The organism is Leptolyngbya sp. GB1-A1 (assembly GCF_039962475.1).
GTDB lineage: Bacteria > Cyanobacteriota > Cyanobacteriia > Elainellales > Elainellaceae > Leptolyngbya_A.
On sequence record NZ_JAMPLI010000016.1, the window covers coordinates 18,053 to 36,629 of the forward strand.

Below are 18,577 nucleotides of genomic sequence, written 5' to 3' on the forward strand. Positions count from 1 at the left end.
GCTCAATCCTTATCGCTGCTGTTCCCAAGCATGGCCATTTTTCGTCAATATATTGCCCCGCTCATTGTTGTTCTAATTTTCTTTGTAGCTCTGATTGCCGTCAGTGCTCGTATCTTTTTACCGTCTGACCTGGCGGCTCCTGCCCCCATCGAAGAAGTCCGCCCAGAAGGCGCTTCACCCACAAAAACCGCTGACGCAGCGATCGTTTCTCCTGCCCTTTCTTCCACAACGGATGTTGGCGTTGCCGATCTGCCGCCCACTCTGGAAACGCTCGTTCGCGGTTTTCCGTCTGTGGATGGCGCAATGTAGTAAGATTCGGAGCAAAGTTTGGGTCATGAGTAGCCGTTTTGCTTGCGAGGTCAGCGGGTGAACTTGCCATCCGGCTATCGGTTGCGTTCTGGCTCAGGGCTCGATCGCGCCCTGCTGGTCAAATTTATGCAGCGCACTTATCAGGAACTCTTTCCTGGGAATGGATTCGCGCACCTCTCGCACACCGTCGAGCAATATCTTTCTGCAGAAACGCCGCTATTCTGGATCGAACATACTGCATCGTCTTTTTCCTCTCTTTCCTCAACTCCCTCAACTCCCATCGCCTGTCTCTGGATGGGAACCGCGATCGATCAAATTGAGGGTGATCGATATCCCTATATTTTTCTGCTGTACGTTCATCCCGATTATCGACACCGGGGAATTGGAACTGCCCTGATGCAAAAAGCAGAAGATTGGGCGCGTGAAAGAGGCGATCGCCAGGTTGGTCTACAGGTGTTTGTGCAAAATCAGGCTGCGCTGCGACTCTACGAGAAATTGGGCTATCAGCCGCAGTCGGTGTTTATGGTGAAGCAATTTTCAGAATAAGACTCAAATATAAGACGTAGGCATCAGACATAGACATAAGACTGAAACCGGAATAGAACTCAATTATTTATCGCCAAACGGCCTCACCATACGCACCCTGCCCTGCATTCCCCCCCTACTTTCTCATTTCCCACCCCCTCATGCCCCTCACACAACTTCCGCTTCATGGCTCAGAACCCCTTTGCTCGCGTTTGATCTTCGGCGTTTGGCGCATGGCGGAATGGCAGATGACTACGGCTCAGATTCGGGAACTGATTGATCGCCTTGTAGAATGGGGCATCACGAGCTTTGATCATGCTGATATCTACGGCGACTACACCTGCGAAGGTCTGTTTGGGGCAGCTCTGGCAGAAGATCCAGCGTTAAGAGAGCAAATCCAAATCATTGATAAATGCGGAATTCGGCTTGTGTCCGATCGCCGTCCTCAGCATCAGATGCACGATTACGATACGAGTGCTACCCATATCCATGCTTCTGTAGACAACTCCCTGAAGCAGCTCCACACAGATTATCTGGACGTTTTGCTAATCCATCGTCCTGACCCGCTGATGGATGCGGATGAAGTTGCCCAGGCATTTATCGATCTAAAGCAAGCTGGGAAAGTGCGTTATTTTGGTGTGTCGAATTTCACGCCCAATCAGTTTAATCTGCTGGCTTCGCGGTTGCCGTTTCCCCTGGTTACGAATCAAATCGAAATTTCGGTGCTCCATCTAGAACCCTTCATGAACGGAACGCTGGATCAGTGTCAGCAGTTGCGGATCGCACCAATGGCCTGGTCGCCGCTGGCAGGAGGTCGTTTGTTTCAACCTAAAGACGATCGCACTCAGCGAATTCAAACGGCACTGCAACATATTGGCGAACAGTTCGGCGGAGCCACGATCGATCAGGTCGCCTTTGCCTGGCTGTTAACCCACCCCGCCCGGATCATTCCAATTCTGGGAACCGGTAAGCTCGATCACATTCAGGCAGCAGTCGCGGCTGAACAATTACGGCTAACGCGAGAGCAGTGGTTTACCATCTGGACTGCTTCAACTGGAGCCGAAGTCCCATAACTACACCAAAATAAGACATAAAAATAAAAAGCGTGGCAGGGTTACCCACCACACTTAATAGAGTTACTCAGAACTACTGAGAATTATTCAAAAATCCAAATCCCGATCGACCTAAAAATACGATCGCGATTTCAGATTGATGCAGACTACACCGCAGCGAAGAAATTCTTCGACTTCACGGGGTCAGGAATCATCGTGGCTTCACCCGGCTTCCAGTTGGCAGGGCAAACTTCGTCGGGGTGAGACTGAACGTGCTGAATCGCTTGCAGTGTGCGGAGGGTTTCGTCCACACTGCGACCAAAGGCCAGGTTGTTGATCGTGGCGTGCTGAATCACACCGTCTTGGTCGATGATGAACAGACCGCGCAGTGCCACACCTGCTTCCGGGTCAAGCACGTTGTAAGCTGCGCTGATTTGCTTTTTGATGTCAGCGACGAGCGGATAGTTCAGATCACCCACACCGCCAGCCTTACGATCGGTCTGCGTCCATGCGAGGTGAGAGAATTCGCTGTCTACCGATACACCTAGAACTTCGGTGTTGATGCTCTTGAACTCATCATACCGATCGCTGAACGCCGTAATTTCGGTTGGGCAAACAAACGTGAAATCGAGCGGGTAGAAGAACAGCACGACGTATTTGCCGCGATAGTCAGATAATTTGATTGTCTTGAATTCCTGATCGTACACAGCCGTTGCCGTGAACTCAGGGGCAGGCTGACCAACTCGGAGGCATCCTTCCATGCTGTAGGTCAAGGTCATGAATTACTCTCCTTAAATGCGTCTTAATGCGTCTCAGTGCGTCTAACGAACATGAACCCGATGAACTCTTCACCGAACCGTGTCCTAAAATTTGTTCAGGTCACTCGGTGCAGAGCGATTTCAGGATAATTCAGGTGACTTAGGGTTAGGTGGACTTGGGCCACAATTCAAATGACGGGAAAGACAGAGAATCTTTGATCAAAACTTTTACAAAAAGCTTCAGAGATTCAAGCCTGCGCTCGAGCGTCATTACAATCTGTTACGACTATATCATACTCATAACGATTTTGAGTATCCCGCCCCAAAGCAGTTTCCCTTATGCACTCCTCATCTCCTTATCCATTCCTAGACCTACTCACTCCCTGCCTCACCTTTAAACTTCTCCACGTAGGATAGAAATACCCACTATCCTAAGGAGACCGGATTGGATCGAATCGATGAGCGAGATACCCGCGAGTGGCTGCTCACCAACGGCATCGGTAGCTTTGCTTGCGGAACAGTCTGCGATGCCCATACCCGCACTTATCATGGCTGGCTAATGGCGGCTCTGGAGCCTCCCGGTCGGCGAACGCTACTGCTGTCGCGGATTGATGCAGCGATCGAAATTGGCGGACAGCGATTGCAGCTCGGCGTGAATTTCTGGATTAGCGGCGCGATTTCTCCGCAGGGCGATCGGCTACTGCGATCGTTCACGGTTGATCCGGTTCCCGCCTGGATTTGGGGACAGGAGCACTGGCAGCTTCAGCGTCGCCTGGTGATGCCCTACGGAGTGCTGTCTCCCCAAAACGATGAGCCGCCTAGACTCAAAACCCGAACGCTGATTCACTATCGCTATGAAGGCAATCAGCCTGCCCTGCTTTCCCTGCGTCCCTTGATTGCCGATCGGGGGCTGCACTATCAGCAGCAACAGCAGCCTGAGCTGGAGTTTGCTCAGCTTGTCGAGTCAAATCGGCTCTTACTGCAAGCCAAAACGCCGACCCGAACCGGAATTTCCTGGCAGCTTTCCTGGACAACGGGCACTTATCAGGCTGATGGAATATGGTACTGGGGCTATCGCTATCCAGAAGAAACGAAACGAGGACTCGCCGATCAGGAAGATCTCTACAGTCCTGGAGTGCTGACGGTTCCGCTTCAATCTGGAGCATCCGTGACGATCGAGGCAAGAGTGCGAGACTTCGATCGCTATCAGGGACGAGCAACGCTAGATGAAACCACGTTTGATCAAACCATTGCTGCCGAGAAGGAGCGATTAAAGACCGTATTTGCACTATCTCAGAATCGATCGCACAATCAAAAGCGAACCGTGCCGTCCCAGCTCCTTCAGGCGAGCGATCGCTTCATCGTATATCAAGCAGTCAAAAATCGTCCTACCCTGATCGCGGGCTACCCCTGGTTTAACGAATGGGGGCGCGATACGCTGATTGCCCTGCCAGGAATCGCACTTACGCCTCAACGTCATGAATTAGCAAAGGATTTGCTGCGGACTTGCAGCGACTACTGCGATCGAGGTTTGATTCCCAATCGGTTTGCTGACGAAGACGCACTGTCCTACACCAATATGGATGTGGGGTTGTGGTGGATTGAAGCCTTGGGGCAATATCTAGAAGCAACGCAGGATTGGGCATTTCTAATAGAGCAGTACCCCACGGTCGGCAAGATTTATAAGGGACTGACGGTAGGAACGCTGCACAACATTCGCATCGATGCCTCAGACAATCTGGTGACGTGGGATGCGCCCAATATTGCCCTGACCTGGATGGATGCTCTGGTTGCCGATCAGCCTGTGACGCCAAGACGGGGTAAGCCGATCGAAGTGAATGCTCTGTGGTATTCCGCGCTGTGCTGGGCATCAAAATGGGCAGAGCAGCTTCAGAAGTTCGATTCGGCGTCTGATCTGGATCAGGGAACGCTGGCAAACCAGGCACGCCGCTACAGCCAACAGGCAGAGCAAGTGAAAGCATCGCTGCAAAAGTTCTGGAATCCGGCGCAGAATTATCTATTTGATGGCATCTCGCCGGACGACTATCCCGATTCCAGTATCCGCCCGAATGCAGTGATCGCCCTTTCCCTCAGCCATTGCGCTTTTCATGCAGCGATCGGGCAAGCCGTGATGCAAACCGCCTGCGATCGGCTTTTGACCCCCTACGGCTTACGATCGCTCGACCCCGCAGACCCCCGCTATGAAGGCAAATACGAAGGTGGCATCTGGCAGCGCGATCGGGCATACCATCAGGGAACGGTCTGGAGCTGGCTCATTGGGGCGTTTGTGCGCGGCTGGCAGCGATTTTATCCGGGTCAAGCTGTTCCGTTTGATCCAGAACCGTTATGGCAACATTTTCAGCAGCAGGCAGGCTTGGGGTTTATTTCTGAAGTGTTTGACGGCGACCCGCCGCATTTGCCACGTGGGGCGATCGCTCAAGCCTGGTCGGTGGCGGAGTTGTTGAGGCATTGGGAGGAGATTGCCAGCCGCAGCGATCGATAAGCCTCGGCTAAGTCCTGAAGCTGATAGTGGGCGTTTAAGCCACTTGGATTCGGCAAAATCCAGACCATCGCCCCGTGCCAGTGTTCAGGCTGCTGCCCCATTTTTGCCTTGGGCTGCTGAAAGGCTAAGCGATAGGCACTCACACCCAACACCGCTAGACAGCGCGGACGGTAGGTGTGCAGCTTTTCGGCTAGAGCCTGCTGCGCTGCGACAAATTCTGCGGCTGCGACTTCATCTGCCCGTGCCGTTGCACGATCGACCAAGTTGGTAATGCCGTAGCCCAGTTTCAGCAAATCCCGATCTTCATCTGGGGAAAAGAGGCGATCGGTAAAACCTGCCTGATGCAGCGTTTTCCAGAAGCGATTGCCAGGACGCGCAAAGTGATGCCCCACCACAGCACTGTAAAGGCTGGGATTGATGCCGCAAAACAGAACGCTCAAATGATGGTCAATAATATCGGATACGGTGGAATTGTAGGCAGCCTGGATATCGGCTTTGGTGGGCTTAACTTTGGTGGGCTTAATTGGGCGCTGCATTGTCATGCTGTAATTGCCATGCGGTAGATGATGAAGATTTCGCTGCAAGATTAAACTGCGGATTACGATCGATTGATGCTAATTGCTACGCTGCTCAGGAGCGCATTCTGTAGGATCGGTTGACTCTGTAGGATCGTTTGATACAGCGTAACGCATTAACCCTGAGCCTCCCAATCGATGAGCTACGCGTACTCCCTAATACACCTTATGGAGAAGACAAATTAATGAATTTGCGCTCCCCAGGAGCAGGACACGATTTAACCAGAAACAAGGGAAATGTTATTCATCAATTCGTAAACACTAATTTATAAACACGAGTGGGAAATGACGAATGACAAACTAAAAACTTGCTCGATCGTAGTGTAAAAATCAGTGCAGCGACAGTTTCACAGAACTCTCATTAGGGCGCATCCCAATCAGCCGATTCCGCCCGAACCCTTACCGCCGGAAGAAAAGGTTTTGCAACTCAAAGGTCGAATTAGTGCAGAAGAGTCGATCGCGCAAGCCAAAAAAATGGTTCTGCGTTTGCTAATTGGCGGGTTGGTGCTGGGAGTTATTACGTCGATCGCAATTATCAAACTAATTGATCTGCTGGATAAAACCTTTGATACCGATCTGGCTCCGTCTCGTTCACCGAGTTATCACCAAAATCGTTAGCCTGCAATCACTCCACAATTAATTTGAAATCACAAATCCTTGTCCGTTGCTTAACGATTGTGAATTGGGAACTACAGGATCGCTTTCCGTCGCAGGAAAAATCGAACGCCCAAAATGCAGAGTGCAATGGCTCCCACACTCATCAAAAAGAGGGTAGTGGTTGAGCTGAAGTAAGTGTTGATTAGCTCGTATCGGTCGCCCAGCACATACCCGGTATAGGTCAACAGCGATAGCCAGCCTACCGCGCCGCAGCTCGTATACAGCAGAAACTTTAGCGTAGACATTCCGCTAATCCCAGCGGGAACTGCCATGATATTGCGAAGTCCGGGCAGCAGCAGGGAAATGAGCAACGCCTGCCCCCCATAGCGACGGAACCAGCGATTTGCTTTTTGCAGCTTTGCCGGAGAAATCGTGAGCCATTTCGGCTGCCGATCGATCAGCTTGCGCCAGCCTTGCTTTCCCAAAATGCGACCGCCAATGTACCAGGGGAAAATGCTCAGCAAAAAGCCCACGACCCCGGACAAGACAACATAAACAAAATGCAGTTTTCCCTGCGCTGCCATAAAGCCTGCAAGCGGCATAAACACTTCAGGTGGAACGGGGGAAACCACCATTAAAATCACAATTCCGAGATAGCCAGTTTGCATAGCTGATGTTTAAGTTTTCCTGTCCTTGACGTAATCGGGAGCTGAGAGTTTCAAGCTGAGTTTTAGTATTGTTCGATGCAATTTCGATCGCTTCGCAGTTCCCCAAAGCGTAATCGCATAATTCTAAACACGGATACTAAGATGGGCTGAAAGCTGTTCGCTCAAAACCGCTCTCCGTTCAGGCGATCGCCCGTTGATGCTGCGTTGCAGCTTTAAGTTTAAGCTGTATTGCTGCATACCGATTCGACGATCGGTCACTTTAGGTAGCGTAACAAGCAGAGCCTCAATCAGTGCCTACCCGACGACTAGTGTTCTTTCTAGAATTTGCCGTTTCTCAGGACAGACTGAGACAAGATCTAAACCAGCCTTCGGATAGGGTTCGTTATTATAAAAGAAGAGTGGAGCAAATCAAAAAAATGGAGGGGTTTCAGTGAGTTAATCAAATCATGCACTGAATGAATCGTGAACGAAGCGATTTGCATTTTCAATCAAGTTCTCAAACCATTAGTATCTTTGCTTCTTCACCCAAAACTGTCTTTTGACCCTTCACTCTCTCATCAATTAGTTTGTGCAAACCACCCCTTTAAAACTGCTGAAAAAAACCGTCCGTAAACGGCGTAGAGGTACTGCGATCGTTGATACGCCTCAGGGTGTGCTGCTCGTGGCGGGCAAGAGCGGACGATTTTTATTACCTGGAGGAGCTGCCGAAAAAGGAGAATCGCGCAAGGCGGCAACGATTCGGGAACTGCAAGAAGAAACAACCCTCAAAACAATTTCAATGCAATATCTCTTTAGCTACACCGGACACATTCGCTGGCGTAAGTCGGGCTGGGTGCGCGATGAGCATAAAGTATTTCTCGTTGAAGCGCAGGGAACGCCGCAGCCAACCCACGAGATTCGCGAACTGCGGTTCTACCAGCTTGGCGACCAAGTGCGAATGTCAGAAGCAACCCGCGCCATTATCGATCGCTACCTGATACTGAAGCAGTTAAAAGAGAAGTCGCCTGATTCCTAAGAGTGGCTCCTGATACTGATTTCTGCTGCTGACGGTTGATGCAGTTATCTCGATCGGCTTACGCCTGATCCTGAGTATCTGGGCTACACTATGAAGTAATTGTAAAGTTTTATAAAGCAAGCAATGGATATCCTCTCGATCGGCTCTAGCGGTTTGACAATCAAGCCTCTGGGAATCGGCACCTGGCAATGGGGCGACAACCTGTTTTGGACTTACGGCAAAGATTACGATGCAAGTTCAGTCGAGCAGGCATTCAAGACCGCTCTAGAGTCAGGCGTTAATTTTTTTGATACCGCAGAAATCTACGGATTGGGCAAGTCAGAAACGCTGCTGGGACAGTTTATGCAGCAAACCAATCAGCCTGTCTACATTGCAACGAAGTACTTCCCGCTGCCCTGGCGGTTTGGAAAAAGTGCTGTTGCTGATGCGCTGACTGCAAGTTTGAAGCGGCTCCAGCGTAACACTGTAGAGCTGTATCAAGTTCACCAGCCCTTTGACTTTTTCATGGGACAGCCCACCTTGATGGAGGCACTGGCTGACGAAGTACAACGCGGCAGAATTAAGGCGATCGGCGTGAGCAACTATTCGGCGGATCAGATGCGACAGGCGCACGAGCTACTGGCAAAGCGCGGTGTTCCTTTAGCGGTGAATCAAATGCAGTATTCGCTGCTGGCGCGTCAGATCGAGCACAACGGCGTTATGGCAGCAGCAAAAGAGCTGGGCATCACGATTCTGGCTTACAGCCCCTTGGCGCAGGGTTTGCTTACCGGAAAATACACTCCTGAAAATTATCAAGACCCGACGGGCGCGCGCAAGCTAGACCCTCGCTTCAGCAGAGGTGGCGTGGAAAAATTGGCTCCGGTGATAATGTTGCTAAAGCAAATCGGCGAAAAATACGATCGCACTCCCGCCCAAGTTTCGCTGAACTGGCTGATTGCTCAGGGTAACGTTGTCCCAATTCCAGGTGCAAAGAATGGGAGCCAGGCCCAACAGAATGCAGGCGCACTGGGCTGGAGCCTCACGCAAGAAGAAATTGATCGCATCGATCAGGCAACTCGCCCGCACCAGCAGCGATTTCTTTAGGCTTCGTTCGTAGGTCGCGGCAAGGATTCTGTGTATGACCTTTACACGCTCAAAGCCCTCCAAAATTGGGAGATTTAGGGGGCTGCCCAGCCATGTTCAACTCAACCATTTATCCTTCGATTGAGCAACGCCCCGCTAATTTCCTACTGCTTTTCTAGCTCGTGCGGAATGCCCAGGATCGGGCAGGGAAACGCTGGGGTGAGCAACTGCTGGATCAGGGAATGTTCTCCGGTCGTACAGCCTACCATCAGCACATCTGCCTTTACAGCCTCCACTACCTGACGCAGCTCGATCGCCACTGCCCCAAAGCGCAAATGTGCCTCTAGAGAACCACGCCATTCATCAGCTAGACAGCGAGCCTGCCACAGGATGCGATCGGCAGTTTCGAGGGAATCGGTTAGCGATCGAGCTGACTGGGTTTGAATCGTTCTGGGTTGATAGACGGCTGCTGCCTGCGATCGGGGTTTGGATTGAACTGCCGTTGCAGTTTGCTTCTGAATCGAGGGGAGACCGCCAACCTGCGCTTTTTGAAGAGACTGCGATCGGAGTCCGTTCAGATCAGGAGCGGCAGCGCAAGTTAACTGGAGCGAGTTGCAGCTATCCAGCACATAGACGACGTGAACGGTAACAGATTTGTTGGTTGCGAGTTTCGTTTGATGAGCAATCCAGAAGGCAAAATCGAGAGCAGTTTGGCTATTCGGAGAGCCATTGTAGCTGATGACAATATTGGTCGTTTCGTCGATCGACTCCGAAGTTGCCTCAGCAGCGTCAATTGCTCCCTTGGCAGAACTGCTTGGCATCTCAGCAAAAGAATTCTGCATCGGCGCGACACCCGGATACAAAAGCATTTGCTCACTGAGGTTGTCTTGTCCAAGCGCGCTTTGCAGGCGCAGCAGCATCGGTTGAATTCTCATAGTCGGTGTTGGAGGAGCAAGTGAGGAAATGGAAGCTAAAAGCGGTAGACGGGTCAGCGTGAAATTTAAGCGATCGCTTTACAGTTTCCTAAGGGAAACAAGCTTTGGGATCAATGAAAAACAGACAGAAATCAACAGAAACATTAGAGGGATCAATTGCAGTGTAAAGCTTCCTATTTGCCCTACACAGTCCTCTTTAGGAATAGAACGGGCTTAATTTAACAAAGATTAAAGTTGGTCATCGTGTCCGAAATGACGATCGAGGAAGTTGAGCGCGTGGTTCCGCAGTTCGTAGTATTCAGGCAGTTCTCGCAGCTCCTTCGGCTGCCGTGGATGGGCAAAGGGAACTTCCAAAATTTCGCCAATTTGGGCAGCAGGTCCATTCGTCATTAAGATAATTCGATCGGACATATACAACGCCTCATCCACATCGTGAGTAATCATCATGACCGCCTGACGGTGGTTTTCCCAGATATCCAGGACTTGCCGCTGGAGCTTGCCCCGTGTCAGCGCATCGAGCGCGCCAAAGGGTTCATCCATCAGCAGCACCTTGGGACGAATCGCTAAAGCGCGAGCAATCCCCACTCGCTGTTTCATGCCGCCCGAAAGCTCATCAGGATATTTTTCTGCCGCAGGGGTCAGATTCACCATTGCCAGATGTTCGTTGACAATTTCCCGCTTTTCTGCTGAAGAGAGGTTCCTCAACACTTCATCCACTGCCAGCCGAACGTTTTCTCGCACCGTGAGCCAGGGCAGCAGCGAGTATTGCTGAAATACCATCATGCGCTCCGCTCCGGGTTTACGCACTTCGCGCCCTTCGAGCCAAACAGAACCAGAGGTTGCCTGTTCTAGACCTGCCACAATCTTCAGCAGGGTCGATTTGCCGCAGCCCGAATGCCCGATGACTGAGATGTATTCATCTGCGCCGATCGTCAGATTGATGCCATCCAGAATCACGGTCTGGCCACCTCCGGCGGCAGGATAAGCTTTGGTTACATTCTCAATCCTAAGAAACTCGGCTGGGTCACGCAGGCGATCGGTGGCGGGGAAGGTAAGCGGTTTGATCATGAGGTTCTCCGGGTGTGAGGGGGTGAGTAAGGGGTCAGCTAGGATAAATAGAAGGGTTTGGGGCGATCGGCTCGAATTTCAAAGCTTTTCAGGTAGCCGACCGGATCGCTGGGATCAAATCCTTTCTGGTCGATAAAGACAGTAGCGGGTTCTACTTTGTAGTCTTCGCTGGGGCAGTTAATGCCCATTTCGGCAGCGATTTCGCGGTAGAGGTCTGATCGCCAGGCTTTTTTCGTCAGTTCGTCTGCGTTTGCCGGAATTTCGCGAATCTGTCCCCAGCGGGCGGCTTGCGTCATCAGCCAGAGACTTTGCGATCGCCACAAGAAGGTGGAATGGGCGTTGGCGGGTGTGGGGAGGTCGGTTGGGAAGTCGTAAAAAATGGTGGTATCGGCGGCAGCAATCGTCCGGTCTTTGCTATCAAACCCGCCATAGTTATATTCGCCAATAATGCCTGGACCCGTAAACTTGGTTGCACATTCGGGCAGTGAAGGCAGATTGTCCGGCGTGATCAGGGGCGGGGTTTTGCAGGTTTTCGGTCTGGCTCCGGTGAACGATCGCCCGGTGATAATCTTTGCAACTTCGGCGCGATTCTCCGGCTTGCTGCAATACTGGCAGGCTTCGATCATGGCTTTCACCAGCGATCGATACGTCTTGGGATTTTCATTAATAAAAGGCTCCATCACTGCTAGCAGGCGATCGGGATGTCCGCGCCAGACTTCCTTTCCTTGAGCAAAGGTGAAGCCAATTCCTTCATTCCCCCGAATTGCGCGAGTGTTCCAGGGTTCTGCCACCATGTATGCCTGCATTGCACCAATTCGCATATTCGTTACCATTTGGGGCGGCGGCACAATAATCACGCGAAATTCGCTCAACGGATCAACGCCTGCGGCAGCCGAGACATAGCGAATGAAATATTCATAAATCGCCGAACTGAGAACCACTGCCCAAATTCGCTGATCCGAGGGCAGACCTTCAAAATAGCGACGGAAATCCCGCCCGAATGCCTCCAAATCACCCTTGTACTCATGCCAGGGGCGAATCCCCGATTCCCACATGGCACGATTCATGGTCATTGCATTGCCATGGCGGTGGATGGTCATTGCGGCACACATCGGGGCATGGCGCGCACCTTCTGCGCCAATTCGGGCATTGGTCACGGCTCCTGAAACCACGGGTGACGCATCCAGCCGACCAAAAATTACGCCATCTCGTGAGGTTGCCCAGCTTGCTTCGCGGCTAAGCTTCACGTTCAAGCCATATTTGCGAAAGAAGCCTTTTTCCCAGGCAATCGCAAAGGGAGCGCAGTCATTGACAGGCACATAGCCAATCGTTAAATTCGGTTTTTCCAGCGTTTGGGGATCGATGATCGGTTCTACTTCAGCCGCCATTTGCGGCAGTCCTTGCGGCGCCCTATTCGCACTTACCGCACAGGAAGCCAGCGTCGTTGCAGCGACCGAAGCTCCGAATCCTTTTAAGAAGTCACGTCGATTGAGACGATCGTGGTTCATATTGGTTTGGGGAGTGGGGAGTGGATAAAGGATGGAAAGTCGGAGGGATGAGAGAATGGGGAGGTGAGGAGCGGGTTTTGCGGTTCGTTCTATAAATGGGGAGCGTCTTGCTGCTCAACCTGATTCAACAGACGGTAGAGAGACTGTGGAAATGATTGACGCAAAGCTGATGAAGTAGATTAGGAAGCTCTGACGCAAGGGCGATCGAGAGATTTTATCCCCTGCTCACTTACCCCTCACCCCCGGATTCCCCACTTGATTAGGCTGCCGACTGCGATCGAAAACGACGACGAGTGACAAACTGCTGAATTTTGACCACGATAAAGTCCAGAATCAGCCCGGTTAGCCCAATTACAACCACCGCCAGGAAGACCGAGCTAAGGTTCAAGCGGCTCCACTCATCCCAGACAAAGAAGCCAATGCCTACACCTCCGGTCAGCATCTCGACTGCGACGATCACCAGCCATGCAATGCCCAGGCTAATGCGCAGCCCGGTGAAGATATAGGGCAGACTGGCAGGCAGAATAATTTTGATAACTCGTCTCCACTGAGGCATTTCCAGGACTCTCGCCACATCCAGATAATCTTTGGAGACGCTGGATACGCCAAGTGCAGTGTTAATAATCGTTGACCAGAGCGACGTAATGAAGATGACGAAAATCGCAGAAGGGTCTGCCAGGTTAAAAATTGCCAAGGCGATCGGCAGCCAGGCCAGAGGCGAAACGGGCTTCAGGATTTGAATAATCGGATTGAGTGCCAGCATTGCCTGACGCGACATCCCAATCAGAAATCCGGCGGGAATTGCAACCAGTGCGCCTAGGCTAAAGCCAATCAAAACGCGCCGCAAACTTGCCATCAACAGCCAACCAATTCCCAAATCGCCAGGACCACGACGATAAAACGGATGCAGCAAATAGTCCATGTTTGCCTGAAGTGCCTCTGGCGGGGTGGGCATCAGGTCGCTGTTAAACAGGGCAATTATCCACCACAGCAAAATCAGACCTGCAAATCCCAACGCAGGCAGCAGCACAGTTTCTTGTAGCACGACTGGCTGCACACGCCTCCAGGCTGCTTGTCCGGCAACGGCGATCGAACCCACAAATTGTACAACCATCCTGAACTCCTCAGGGTTGAAGGTGGACAGAACAACGGAACCACTGTCCAACAGTCAAGGATACTGACGAGCTTTAGCACGGTTGCCCAAAGACGGTTATCCAAAGACAAATTGCCAAAAGCTTCAGTCTCCCCTCAATGCCGACGGAGTTAGCTGACGGGCTAGGACTGAGAGGTGTCCTTCTTGCGATACGCCCCAATATTGGTTCCTCCGCTTCAGTCTTCTTTGGTTAGGGTGAGACTGAATTAAGCTGACTGTTTGAGATTAATTTGAAGTGCATCCATACTAACATCACCCATTGCGTCCGTCAATCTCTCTACTGCTAAAGCAATCGAATTGCTTTCACCATTGTGTTTGCTTATTCAGCCGAAGGTAGGCGATCGATTTTGCGAATTTTTGATTACAAACGTTGCGTCTCTAAGTCGAACGCAGAAATAAACGCTGTAAATAATTTCAATAAAGTTGGTTGAAGAACGGTGAGTGCAGGTGAGTGCAGTAAATATGAATGTCAAGGCAGGTTTAGCAGGAGTAATATCAGCTTTAGCTTTAGGATTTGATGCAGAAATTATGATTTGATGCAGAAAATTGATGCATCGAGGATAGATAAAAATTGGTTTATTAAACCATTGGTGTACCAATACAAAAATGGTGTACCAATACAAAAATACAAAAAAGCAAGAGGCGATCGACCTCCTGCTTATTGCGCTATCTGTTTAACTCAAATCTAATTTGTCTAATTTGCGTGTCGCTTACTCCAGAGGCGGCTCAAAACCGCTCAAGCTCTTAGCTGTTGGCTTCGGTAGCCTGTGCCTCATTCGATCCGGTGACGGCTACTGTCGCGGGTTCGGTCGTCGGCTCGATCGTAGGCTGAGCCAAGTCTGTCAGATTCAGCTTCACCACTTTGTTGCGAACTTCGACGACTTTGGGCAGCGTCAGGGTCAAGATGCCATCTTTGTATTCGGCTTGAACCTGATCGTTCTGCACAGTAACCGGAAGCGGCACAATGCGGCGGAATTTACCGTAGCGAAACTCGGACTTCATAATGCCGTTGGTTTCGCCCTGCTGCTCACTGCGATACTCACCGGAGAGAGCAACTGCTTCACGGCTCACTTCAACGTTGATATCTTTCACATCCATGCCGGGAAGTTGAGCTTTCAGCGTAAATGTTTCACCGCTATCATGTAGTTCGATCGCCGGAGCCCAGCTATATTCGCTCGGTACTGCAATCTCATCAAACACTCGATCCATTTGACGGCGGAGCGTTTCCATTTCGCGCCAAGGATTCCAATATCTCACTAACATCGCTCTATCTTGTGTGGGGTAATTGAAACGTTTAATCCTCATGTTTTGATTATGTCTTGCACCTCAACCCGGAGACAGTGAGGAGAACTGTACAGGAATGGTGAAGTTTCCCGAAAAAAGACGATCGAGTGAATAAGTAAGCGCATTGTACGCAAACAGTTTTTGAAGCTTAAGTCGAGTTGAGAGGTAACAAAGCGGTTTGCTAGCTTGAAGGTATGGCAAAGTACTTCAAATTTCAGTCGTTACTTGAGTAAGTTGCTTGAGTAAACGGACAAAGCCTGAGCCTGCCAGCGGCTGTGCCAACACTTGTAATCCGATTCGATTTCTTTTGGAGATTTATTCAGGCGAGCGGGATAAGAACGGCTCCCTCTTTGCTGATGCTCGAATTCAGTTTGCCGAGCCAAGCCCCCAGGCGGTAGAAGGAAAAAGTTCCTGAGACAAAACGAGAATTGCTCAGGAGTTGAATTGAACACTGCACGATCGCAGAAAATCTGGTAGGGTTTTAGTTTCCGGAATTCAAGAAACCCCTACTATCAAGCTTCAGAAATGAGCGTAGCGACATTAAATGGGCGGGATCTACTAAGCATGGCGGATTTAAGTGTGGCAGAACTGCGGGATTTGCTGGATCTGGCGATCGACTTGAAAGCAAAGAAGCTCAACCCGCGCTGCGAAAAGATTCTGGGTCTGCTGTTTACCAAAGCTTCGACACGCACCAGAGTTAGCTTCTCGGCGGCTATGTATCAAATCGGCGGGCAAGTACTGGATCTCAACGTCAACGTCACCCAGGTGAGCCGGGGAGAACCCGTGGAAGATACAGCGCGAGTGCTCGATCGCTATCTGGATGTGCTGGCGATTCGCACCTACGAGCAGCAGGAGCTTGAAACCTTTGCCCGCTATGCCAAAATTCCCGTGATTAATGCTCTCACCGATCTGGAGCATCCCTGTCAGGTGTTAGCCGACTTGCAGACCATCAAAGAAGAATTTGGACAGCTCGACGGTTTAACGCTTGCCTATGTCGGCGATGGCAACAACATGGCAAACTCCCTGATGTTGGGCTGTGCCTTAAGCGGTATGAACGTTCGGGTTGCTGCTCCTGCTGGCTTTGAACCAAACGCCGGAGTTCTGGAGCAGGCAAAAGCGATCGCAGGCGATCGAACCGAAGTGACCCTCACTCAGGACGCGCAAGCCGCCGTTCAGGGCGCACAAATTGTTTACACCGATGTTTGGGCGAGTATGGGACAGGAAGATCTGGCAGACAGCCGCATTCCCGTTTTTATGCCCTACCAGGTGAATGAAGACCTGATGAATAAAGCCGACTCAAAGGCGATCGTGCTGCACTGTCTTCCGGCACATCGCGGCGAGGAGATTACAAACGGCGTGATCGAAGGCAACCAATCGCGGGTCTGGGACGAGGCAGAAAATCGGCTGCATGCTCAAAAGGCATTGCTGGTAAGTGTGTTGGGCGTGGAGTGAACAAAGTGGATTGAAAGAGAGGGAATTGAATAAAAAAAGAGGGAAGAGATAGTGTCCCTTCCCCCGATCGGTTTGAATTTTGATTAGATGGGTTGCCGTCCTTCAGTTTCTTCCGCAGCATTTGAGTTTGTTTGCGGAGCTGTCGCTGTCGGGCACTGCCGCCTTTTCCTTTATCGTTTCTGCCCTGCTTGCGGGGAGATTCCCATCGCTTCAACCGTTGAGCCATGATCCGAACCCTCCTCGAATTTAATCTTGCTTGAGTAATTCAGCTTTACTAATTCACTTCTTTACTAATTTAATTTTAGTAATTTACTTAAGTCTATGGGCAGAGGGAGAATCGAACTCCCATGAGGGGTTACCTCGCCACATTTTGAGTGTGGTGCGTCTACCAGTTTCGCCATCCGCCCTTTTCAGCTTCATCATTATAGCGCATCGATCGCTTCTGGAGAATCCCTGCGTATTCCTGGCTGCTTGCCCAACGATCGACTTCTCTAGCTCTAAGTACCGGGAGGGGATGGCTTAGCGGCGTGGTTTGCATCTGGCGCAGCAGCTTGCCCACATCATCGGTGGTCATGGTGTCATACGATCGCGCCTGTGCTAAAAATGCATCCAGATTGAGCTGAGAGGCAAGCGTAGGCGAACCGCCACTTAGTTTCATGAGCACCGAGGCAACCACACGCGGCTCTTGAGCAACCAGCAACGCAGCGCGATCACAGGTAAATTCTGCACAGCGCACCCATTCCATTAACTGAGTCTGCAAACTCTGTGCCAGCACCGCACCCCAGGAGGGAACCTGTCCGGCAGCCAGCACCAGCACATTCACTAGGGTCATATAAACACTGTGTTCGCACTTGAGATGCCCCAATTCGTGAGCGATCACTGCCTGGGTTTCTTCGGATGTGAGCATATCAATCAGCGATGTATGCAGCACAATAAACGGCTGTTTGCCTCGCATTGCAAAAGTGTAGGCATTGGGAACCGGATGCTGCCGCACATAAAGCTGAGGCGGTTCCAGGTCAAGAATTTTGCAGGCTTCCAGCAGCAGCTGATGTAAATGAGGCAACTGCTGATCGCTCACCAAAATGCTAGACGCAATATTTTCTAAATAGAAGAATCGTTCTGCCACAGGTCCAAGCACCGATCGCACAACTAAATCCATCCCCGGAATCTGCTTGAGTGCCTGAGTTGCCTCACGATCGAGCGGATGGCGAAAGTCGTTAGAAGTTAAACCGACCAGCAGAGATTTGGGAAGAGACATAGGGGCAATCGTGTGGTGAAAAAGTGCCTGCTCCCATTCTAATCAAACCCCCTACATACCCACTGATTCAATCTAAACGCGATCAAGACGCTCACCCCCTCATCTCCCACCCCCATTCACACTAAAATAAAGCGTCAGCCCACCTCCCTCCACCTCCCACCGTGCAGCAACGACTCACCCAACAAATTCAATTCATCCTGGAAATTGATCGCCTTAAGCACATCCTGCGGCAAACCCTGCTGGTCGATGCATCACGGCAGGAAAACAGCGCAGAGCATTCCTGGCATCTGGCAATCATGGCGATCGTGCTGGCAGAGTACGCCCCTGCGGGAACAGACATGAGCCGCGCGATTCAAATGCTGCTGATTCACGATCTGGTTGAAATTGATGCAGGCGATACCTTTTGCTACGACGTGCAGGGCAATCTGGACAAAGCCGATCGAGAACAGCGTGCCGCCGATCGCATTTTTGGCTTATTGCCGCCGGATCTGGAAGCCGAGCTGCGTCTTTTATGGGAAGAGTTTGAAGCGCGGGAAACGGCAACGGCTCAATTTGCGGCTGCACTCGATCGCATTCAGCCCCTCTTGCACAACTACAAAACGGCAGGCGGAACCTGGAAGAAACACGGCGTTTCGATCGATCAGGTCTGGAAGCGGATGGAACCGGTTAAGCAGGGCACGCCTGATTTGTGGGAGTGGGTCGAAGCAATTGTGGCGGAGAGTGTGGCTGCGGGATATATTCGATTACCCCTGCGGGAAACTGCGGAGCAAGCGGCGCAGCAGGCAACTCTATAGGAAATGACTGAGGCAAGCAGCCCTTTGTCATCAGCCCTTCGTAAATCAAGCTAAAACGCTA

19 protein-coding genes, 1 tRNA gene and 1 riboswitch are annotated in these 18,577 nt (G+C 51.2%); of the genes, 9 read left to right on the plus strand and 11 right to left on the minus strand.

Translation table 11 applies throughout. From position 1 onward, the window contains the following. Positions 1 to 30: 30 nt before the first annotated feature. The 3 genes from NDI45_RS16120 (at position 31) to NDI45_RS16130 (ending at position 1,907) form a co-directional block, all read left to right on the plus strand. The gene (locus NDI45_RS16120) at positions 31 to 309 is read left to right on the plus strand and encodes a hypothetical protein (RefSeq protein WP_348247929.1); all 279 of its coding nucleotides are present in this window, start codon (positions 31 to 33) and stop codon (positions 307 to 309) included. Positions 310 to 366: 57 nt separating this feature from the next. Continuing rightward, positions 367 to 855, plus strand: coding sequence for a GNAT family N-acetyltransferase (locus tag NDI45_RS16125; protein WP_348247930.1), 489 nt, complete (start codon positions 367 to 369; stop codon positions 853 to 855). A 140-nt stretch (positions 856 to 995) separates the two neighbouring features. Next, positions 996 to 1,907 carry an aldo/keto reductase gene (locus NDI45_RS16130; RefSeq protein WP_348247931.1) on the plus strand — a complete coding sequence of 304 codons (912 nt, stop codon included), beginning with the start codon at positions 996 to 998 and terminating at the stop codon, positions 1,905 to 1,907. A gap of 146 nt (positions 1,908 to 2,053) precedes the next feature. Here NDI45_RS16130 and NDI45_RS16135 read toward each other — a convergent pair whose 3' ends face one another. Continuing rightward, positions 2,054 to 2,665: a peroxiredoxin gene (locus tag NDI45_RS16135; RefSeq protein ID WP_348247932.1), complete on the minus strand. Its 612-nt coding sequence runs from the start codon at positions 2,663 to 2,665 to the stop codon at positions 2,054 to 2,056. A 424-nt stretch (positions 2,666 to 3,089) separates the two neighbouring features. On the opposite strand from NDI45_RS16135, the gene NDI45_RS16140 reads away from it, so the two are divergent. After that, complete coding sequence (locus NDI45_RS16140) at positions 3,090 to 5,147, plus strand: amylo-alpha-1,6-glucosidase (protein WP_348247933.1); 2,058 nt, start codon at positions 3,090 to 3,092, stop codon at positions 5,145 to 5,147. Here the strand turns inward: NDI45_RS16140 and mug are convergent. Beyond that, entirely contained in the window at positions 5,081 to 5,689 is a 609-nt protein-coding gene (mug, locus tag NDI45_RS16145) for a G/U mismatch-specific DNA glycosylase (protein ID WP_242067596.1), read from the minus strand. The genes NDI45_RS16140 and mug overlap by 67 nt on opposite strands. Positions 5,690 to 6,055: 366 nt before the next feature. Here mug and NDI45_RS16150 point away from each other — a divergent pair, with 366 nt between their 5' ends. Beyond that, a complete protein-coding gene (locus tag NDI45_RS16150) occupies positions 6,056 to 6,340 on the plus strand; it encodes a hypothetical protein (RefSeq protein ID WP_348247934.1) in 285 nt (94 codons plus the stop codon). Between the two features lie 71 nt (positions 6,341 to 6,411). Here NDI45_RS16150 and NDI45_RS16155 read toward each other — a convergent pair whose 3' ends face one another. Both NDI45_RS16155 and NDI45_RS16160 read right to left on the minus strand, forming a co-directional pair. Then, entirely contained in the window at positions 6,412 to 6,987 is a 576-nt protein-coding gene (locus tag NDI45_RS16155) for a DedA family protein (RefSeq protein WP_348247935.1), read from the minus strand. Between the two features lie 123 nt (positions 6,988 to 7,110). After that, positions 7,111 to 7,245: a hypothetical protein gene (locus NDI45_RS16160; RefSeq protein ID WP_348247936.1), complete on the minus strand. Its 135-nt coding sequence runs from the start codon at positions 7,243 to 7,245 to the stop codon at positions 7,111 to 7,113. Between the two features lie 310 nt (positions 7,246 to 7,555). On the opposite strand from NDI45_RS16160, the gene NDI45_RS16165 reads away from it, so the two are divergent. Both NDI45_RS16165 and NDI45_RS16170 read left to right on the plus strand, forming a co-directional pair. Then, on the plus strand, positions 7,556 to 8,002 hold the full coding sequence (locus NDI45_RS16165) for an NUDIX domain-containing protein (protein ID WP_348247937.1): 447 nt from the start codon (positions 7,556 to 7,558) through the stop codon (positions 8,000 to 8,002). Positions 8,003 to 8,125: 123 nt separating this feature from the next. Next, positions 8,126 to 9,085, plus strand: a complete 960-nt coding sequence (locus NDI45_RS16170; protein ID WP_348247938.1) for an aldo/keto reductase — start codon at positions 8,126 to 8,128, stop codon at positions 9,083 to 9,085. A gap of 143 nt (positions 9,086 to 9,228) precedes the next feature. On the opposite strand, the gene NDI45_RS16175 is transcribed toward NDI45_RS16170, so the two are convergent. From NDI45_RS16175 to NDI45_RS16195, 5 genes are all read right to left on the minus strand, one after another. Then, positions 9,229 to 9,999 (minus strand): universal stress protein, encoded by a 771-nt coding sequence (locus tag NDI45_RS16175; RefSeq protein ID WP_348247939.1) that lies wholly within the window; start codon positions 9,997 to 9,999, stop codon positions 9,229 to 9,231. A gap of 228 nt (positions 10,000 to 10,227) precedes the next feature. Continuing rightward, positions 10,228 to 11,067, minus strand: coding sequence for a nitrate ABC transporter ATP-binding protein (locus tag NDI45_RS16180; RefSeq protein ID WP_190794664.1), 840 nt, complete (start codon positions 11,065 to 11,067; stop codon positions 10,228 to 10,230). A gap of 38 nt (positions 11,068 to 11,105) precedes the next feature. After that, complete coding sequence (locus tag NDI45_RS16185; RefSeq protein WP_348247940.1) at positions 11,106 to 12,575, minus strand: ABC transporter substrate-binding protein; 1,470 nt, start codon at positions 12,573 to 12,575, stop codon at positions 11,106 to 11,108. Positions 12,576 to 12,834: 259 nt separating this feature from the next. After that, positions 12,835 to 13,689, minus strand: coding sequence for a nitrate ABC transporter permease (gene ntrB / locus NDI45_RS16190; protein ID WP_190794666.1), 855 nt, complete (start codon positions 13,687 to 13,689; stop codon positions 12,835 to 12,837). Between the two features lie 123 nt (positions 13,690 to 13,812). Next, a riboswitch (cyclic di-AMP (ydaO/yuaA leader) is annotated at positions 13,813 to 13,951 on the minus strand. Between the two features lie 521 nt (positions 13,952 to 14,472). Next, complete coding sequence (locus tag NDI45_RS16195; protein WP_348247941.1) at positions 14,473 to 14,991, minus strand: Hsp20/alpha crystallin family protein; 519 nt, start codon at positions 14,989 to 14,991, stop codon at positions 14,473 to 14,475. A 546-nt stretch (positions 14,992 to 15,537) separates the two neighbouring features. Between NDI45_RS16195 and argF the strand changes: the two genes are divergently transcribed. After that, a complete protein-coding gene (gene argF / locus NDI45_RS16200) occupies positions 15,538 to 16,464 on the plus strand; it encodes an ornithine carbamoyltransferase (protein WP_348247942.1) in 927 nt (308 codons plus the stop codon). Positions 16,465 to 16,786: 322 nt separating this feature from the next. On the opposite strand, the gene NDI45_RS16205 is transcribed toward argF, so the two are convergent. Together NDI45_RS16205 and NDI45_RS16210 are read right to left on the minus strand one after the other, a co-directional pair. After that, positions 16,787 to 16,871 (minus strand) — tRNA-Leu (locus tag NDI45_RS16205). Continuing rightward, entirely contained in the window at positions 16,850 to 17,722 is an 873-nt protein-coding gene (locus tag NDI45_RS16210; protein WP_190794669.1) for a M48 family metallopeptidase, read from the minus strand. Before NDI45_RS16210 ends, NDI45_RS16205 begins: the two co-directional genes overlap by 22 nt. A gap of 161 nt (positions 17,723 to 17,883) precedes the next feature. On the opposite strand from NDI45_RS16210, the gene NDI45_RS16215 reads away from it, so the two are divergent. Continuing rightward, on the plus strand, positions 17,884 to 18,516 hold the full coding sequence (locus tag NDI45_RS16215; RefSeq protein WP_190794670.1) for an HD domain-containing protein: 633 nt from the start codon (positions 17,884 to 17,886) through the stop codon (positions 18,514 to 18,516). Positions 18,517 to 18,577 lie beyond the last annotated feature (61 nt).

Bases quoted from the DNA above. Each gene is read 5' to 3' on its own strand.
- argF (WP_348247942.1), top strand. From the start codon at position 15,538: ATGAGCGTAGCGACATTAAATGGGCGGGATCTACTAAGCATGGCGGAT.
- NDI45_RS16155 (WP_348247935.1), bottom strand. From the start codon at position 6,987: ATGCAAACTGGCTATCTCGGAATTGTGATTTTAATGGTGGTTTCCCCC.
- NDI45_RS16175 (WP_348247939.1), bottom strand. From the start codon at position 9,999: ATGAGAATTCAACCGATGCTGCTGCGCCTGCAAAGCGCGCTTGGACAA.
- NDI45_RS16210 (WP_190794669.1), bottom strand. From the start codon at position 17,722: ATGTCTCTTCCCAAATCTCTGCTGGTCGGTTTAACTTCTAACGACTTT.
- NDI45_RS16180 (WP_190794664.1), bottom strand. From the start codon at position 11,067: ATGATCAAACCGCTTACCTTCCCCGCCACCGATCGCCTGCGTGACCCA.
- NDI45_RS16130 (WP_348247931.1), top strand. From the start codon at position 996: ATGCCCCTCACACAACTTCCGCTTCATGGCTCAGAACCCCTTTGCTCG.
- NDI45_RS16170 (WP_348247938.1), top strand. From the start codon at position 8,126: ATGGATATCCTCTCGATCGGCTCTAGCGGTTTGACAATCAAGCCTCTG.
- ntrB (WP_190794666.1), bottom strand. From the start codon at position 13,689: ATGGTTGTACAATTTGTGGGTTCGATCGCCGTTGCCGGACAAGCAGCC.
- NDI45_RS16135 (WP_348247932.1), bottom strand. From the start codon at position 2,665: ATGACCTTGACCTACAGCATGGAAGGATGCCTCCGAGTTGGTCAGCCT.
- NDI45_RS16120 (WP_348247929.1), top strand. From the start codon at position 31: ATGGCCATTTTTCGTCAATATATTGCCCCGCTCATTGTTGTTCTAATT.
- NDI45_RS16185 (WP_348247940.1), bottom strand. From the start codon at position 12,575: ATGAACCACGATCGTCTCAATCGACGTGACTTCTTAAAAGGATTCGGA.
- NDI45_RS16195 (WP_348247941.1), bottom strand. From the start codon at position 14,991: ATGTTAGTGAGATATTGGAATCCTTGGCGCGAAATGGAAACGCTCCGC.
- mug (WP_242067596.1), bottom strand. From the start codon at position 5,689: ATGACAATGCAGCGCCCAATTAAGCCCACCAAAGTTAAGCCCACCAAA.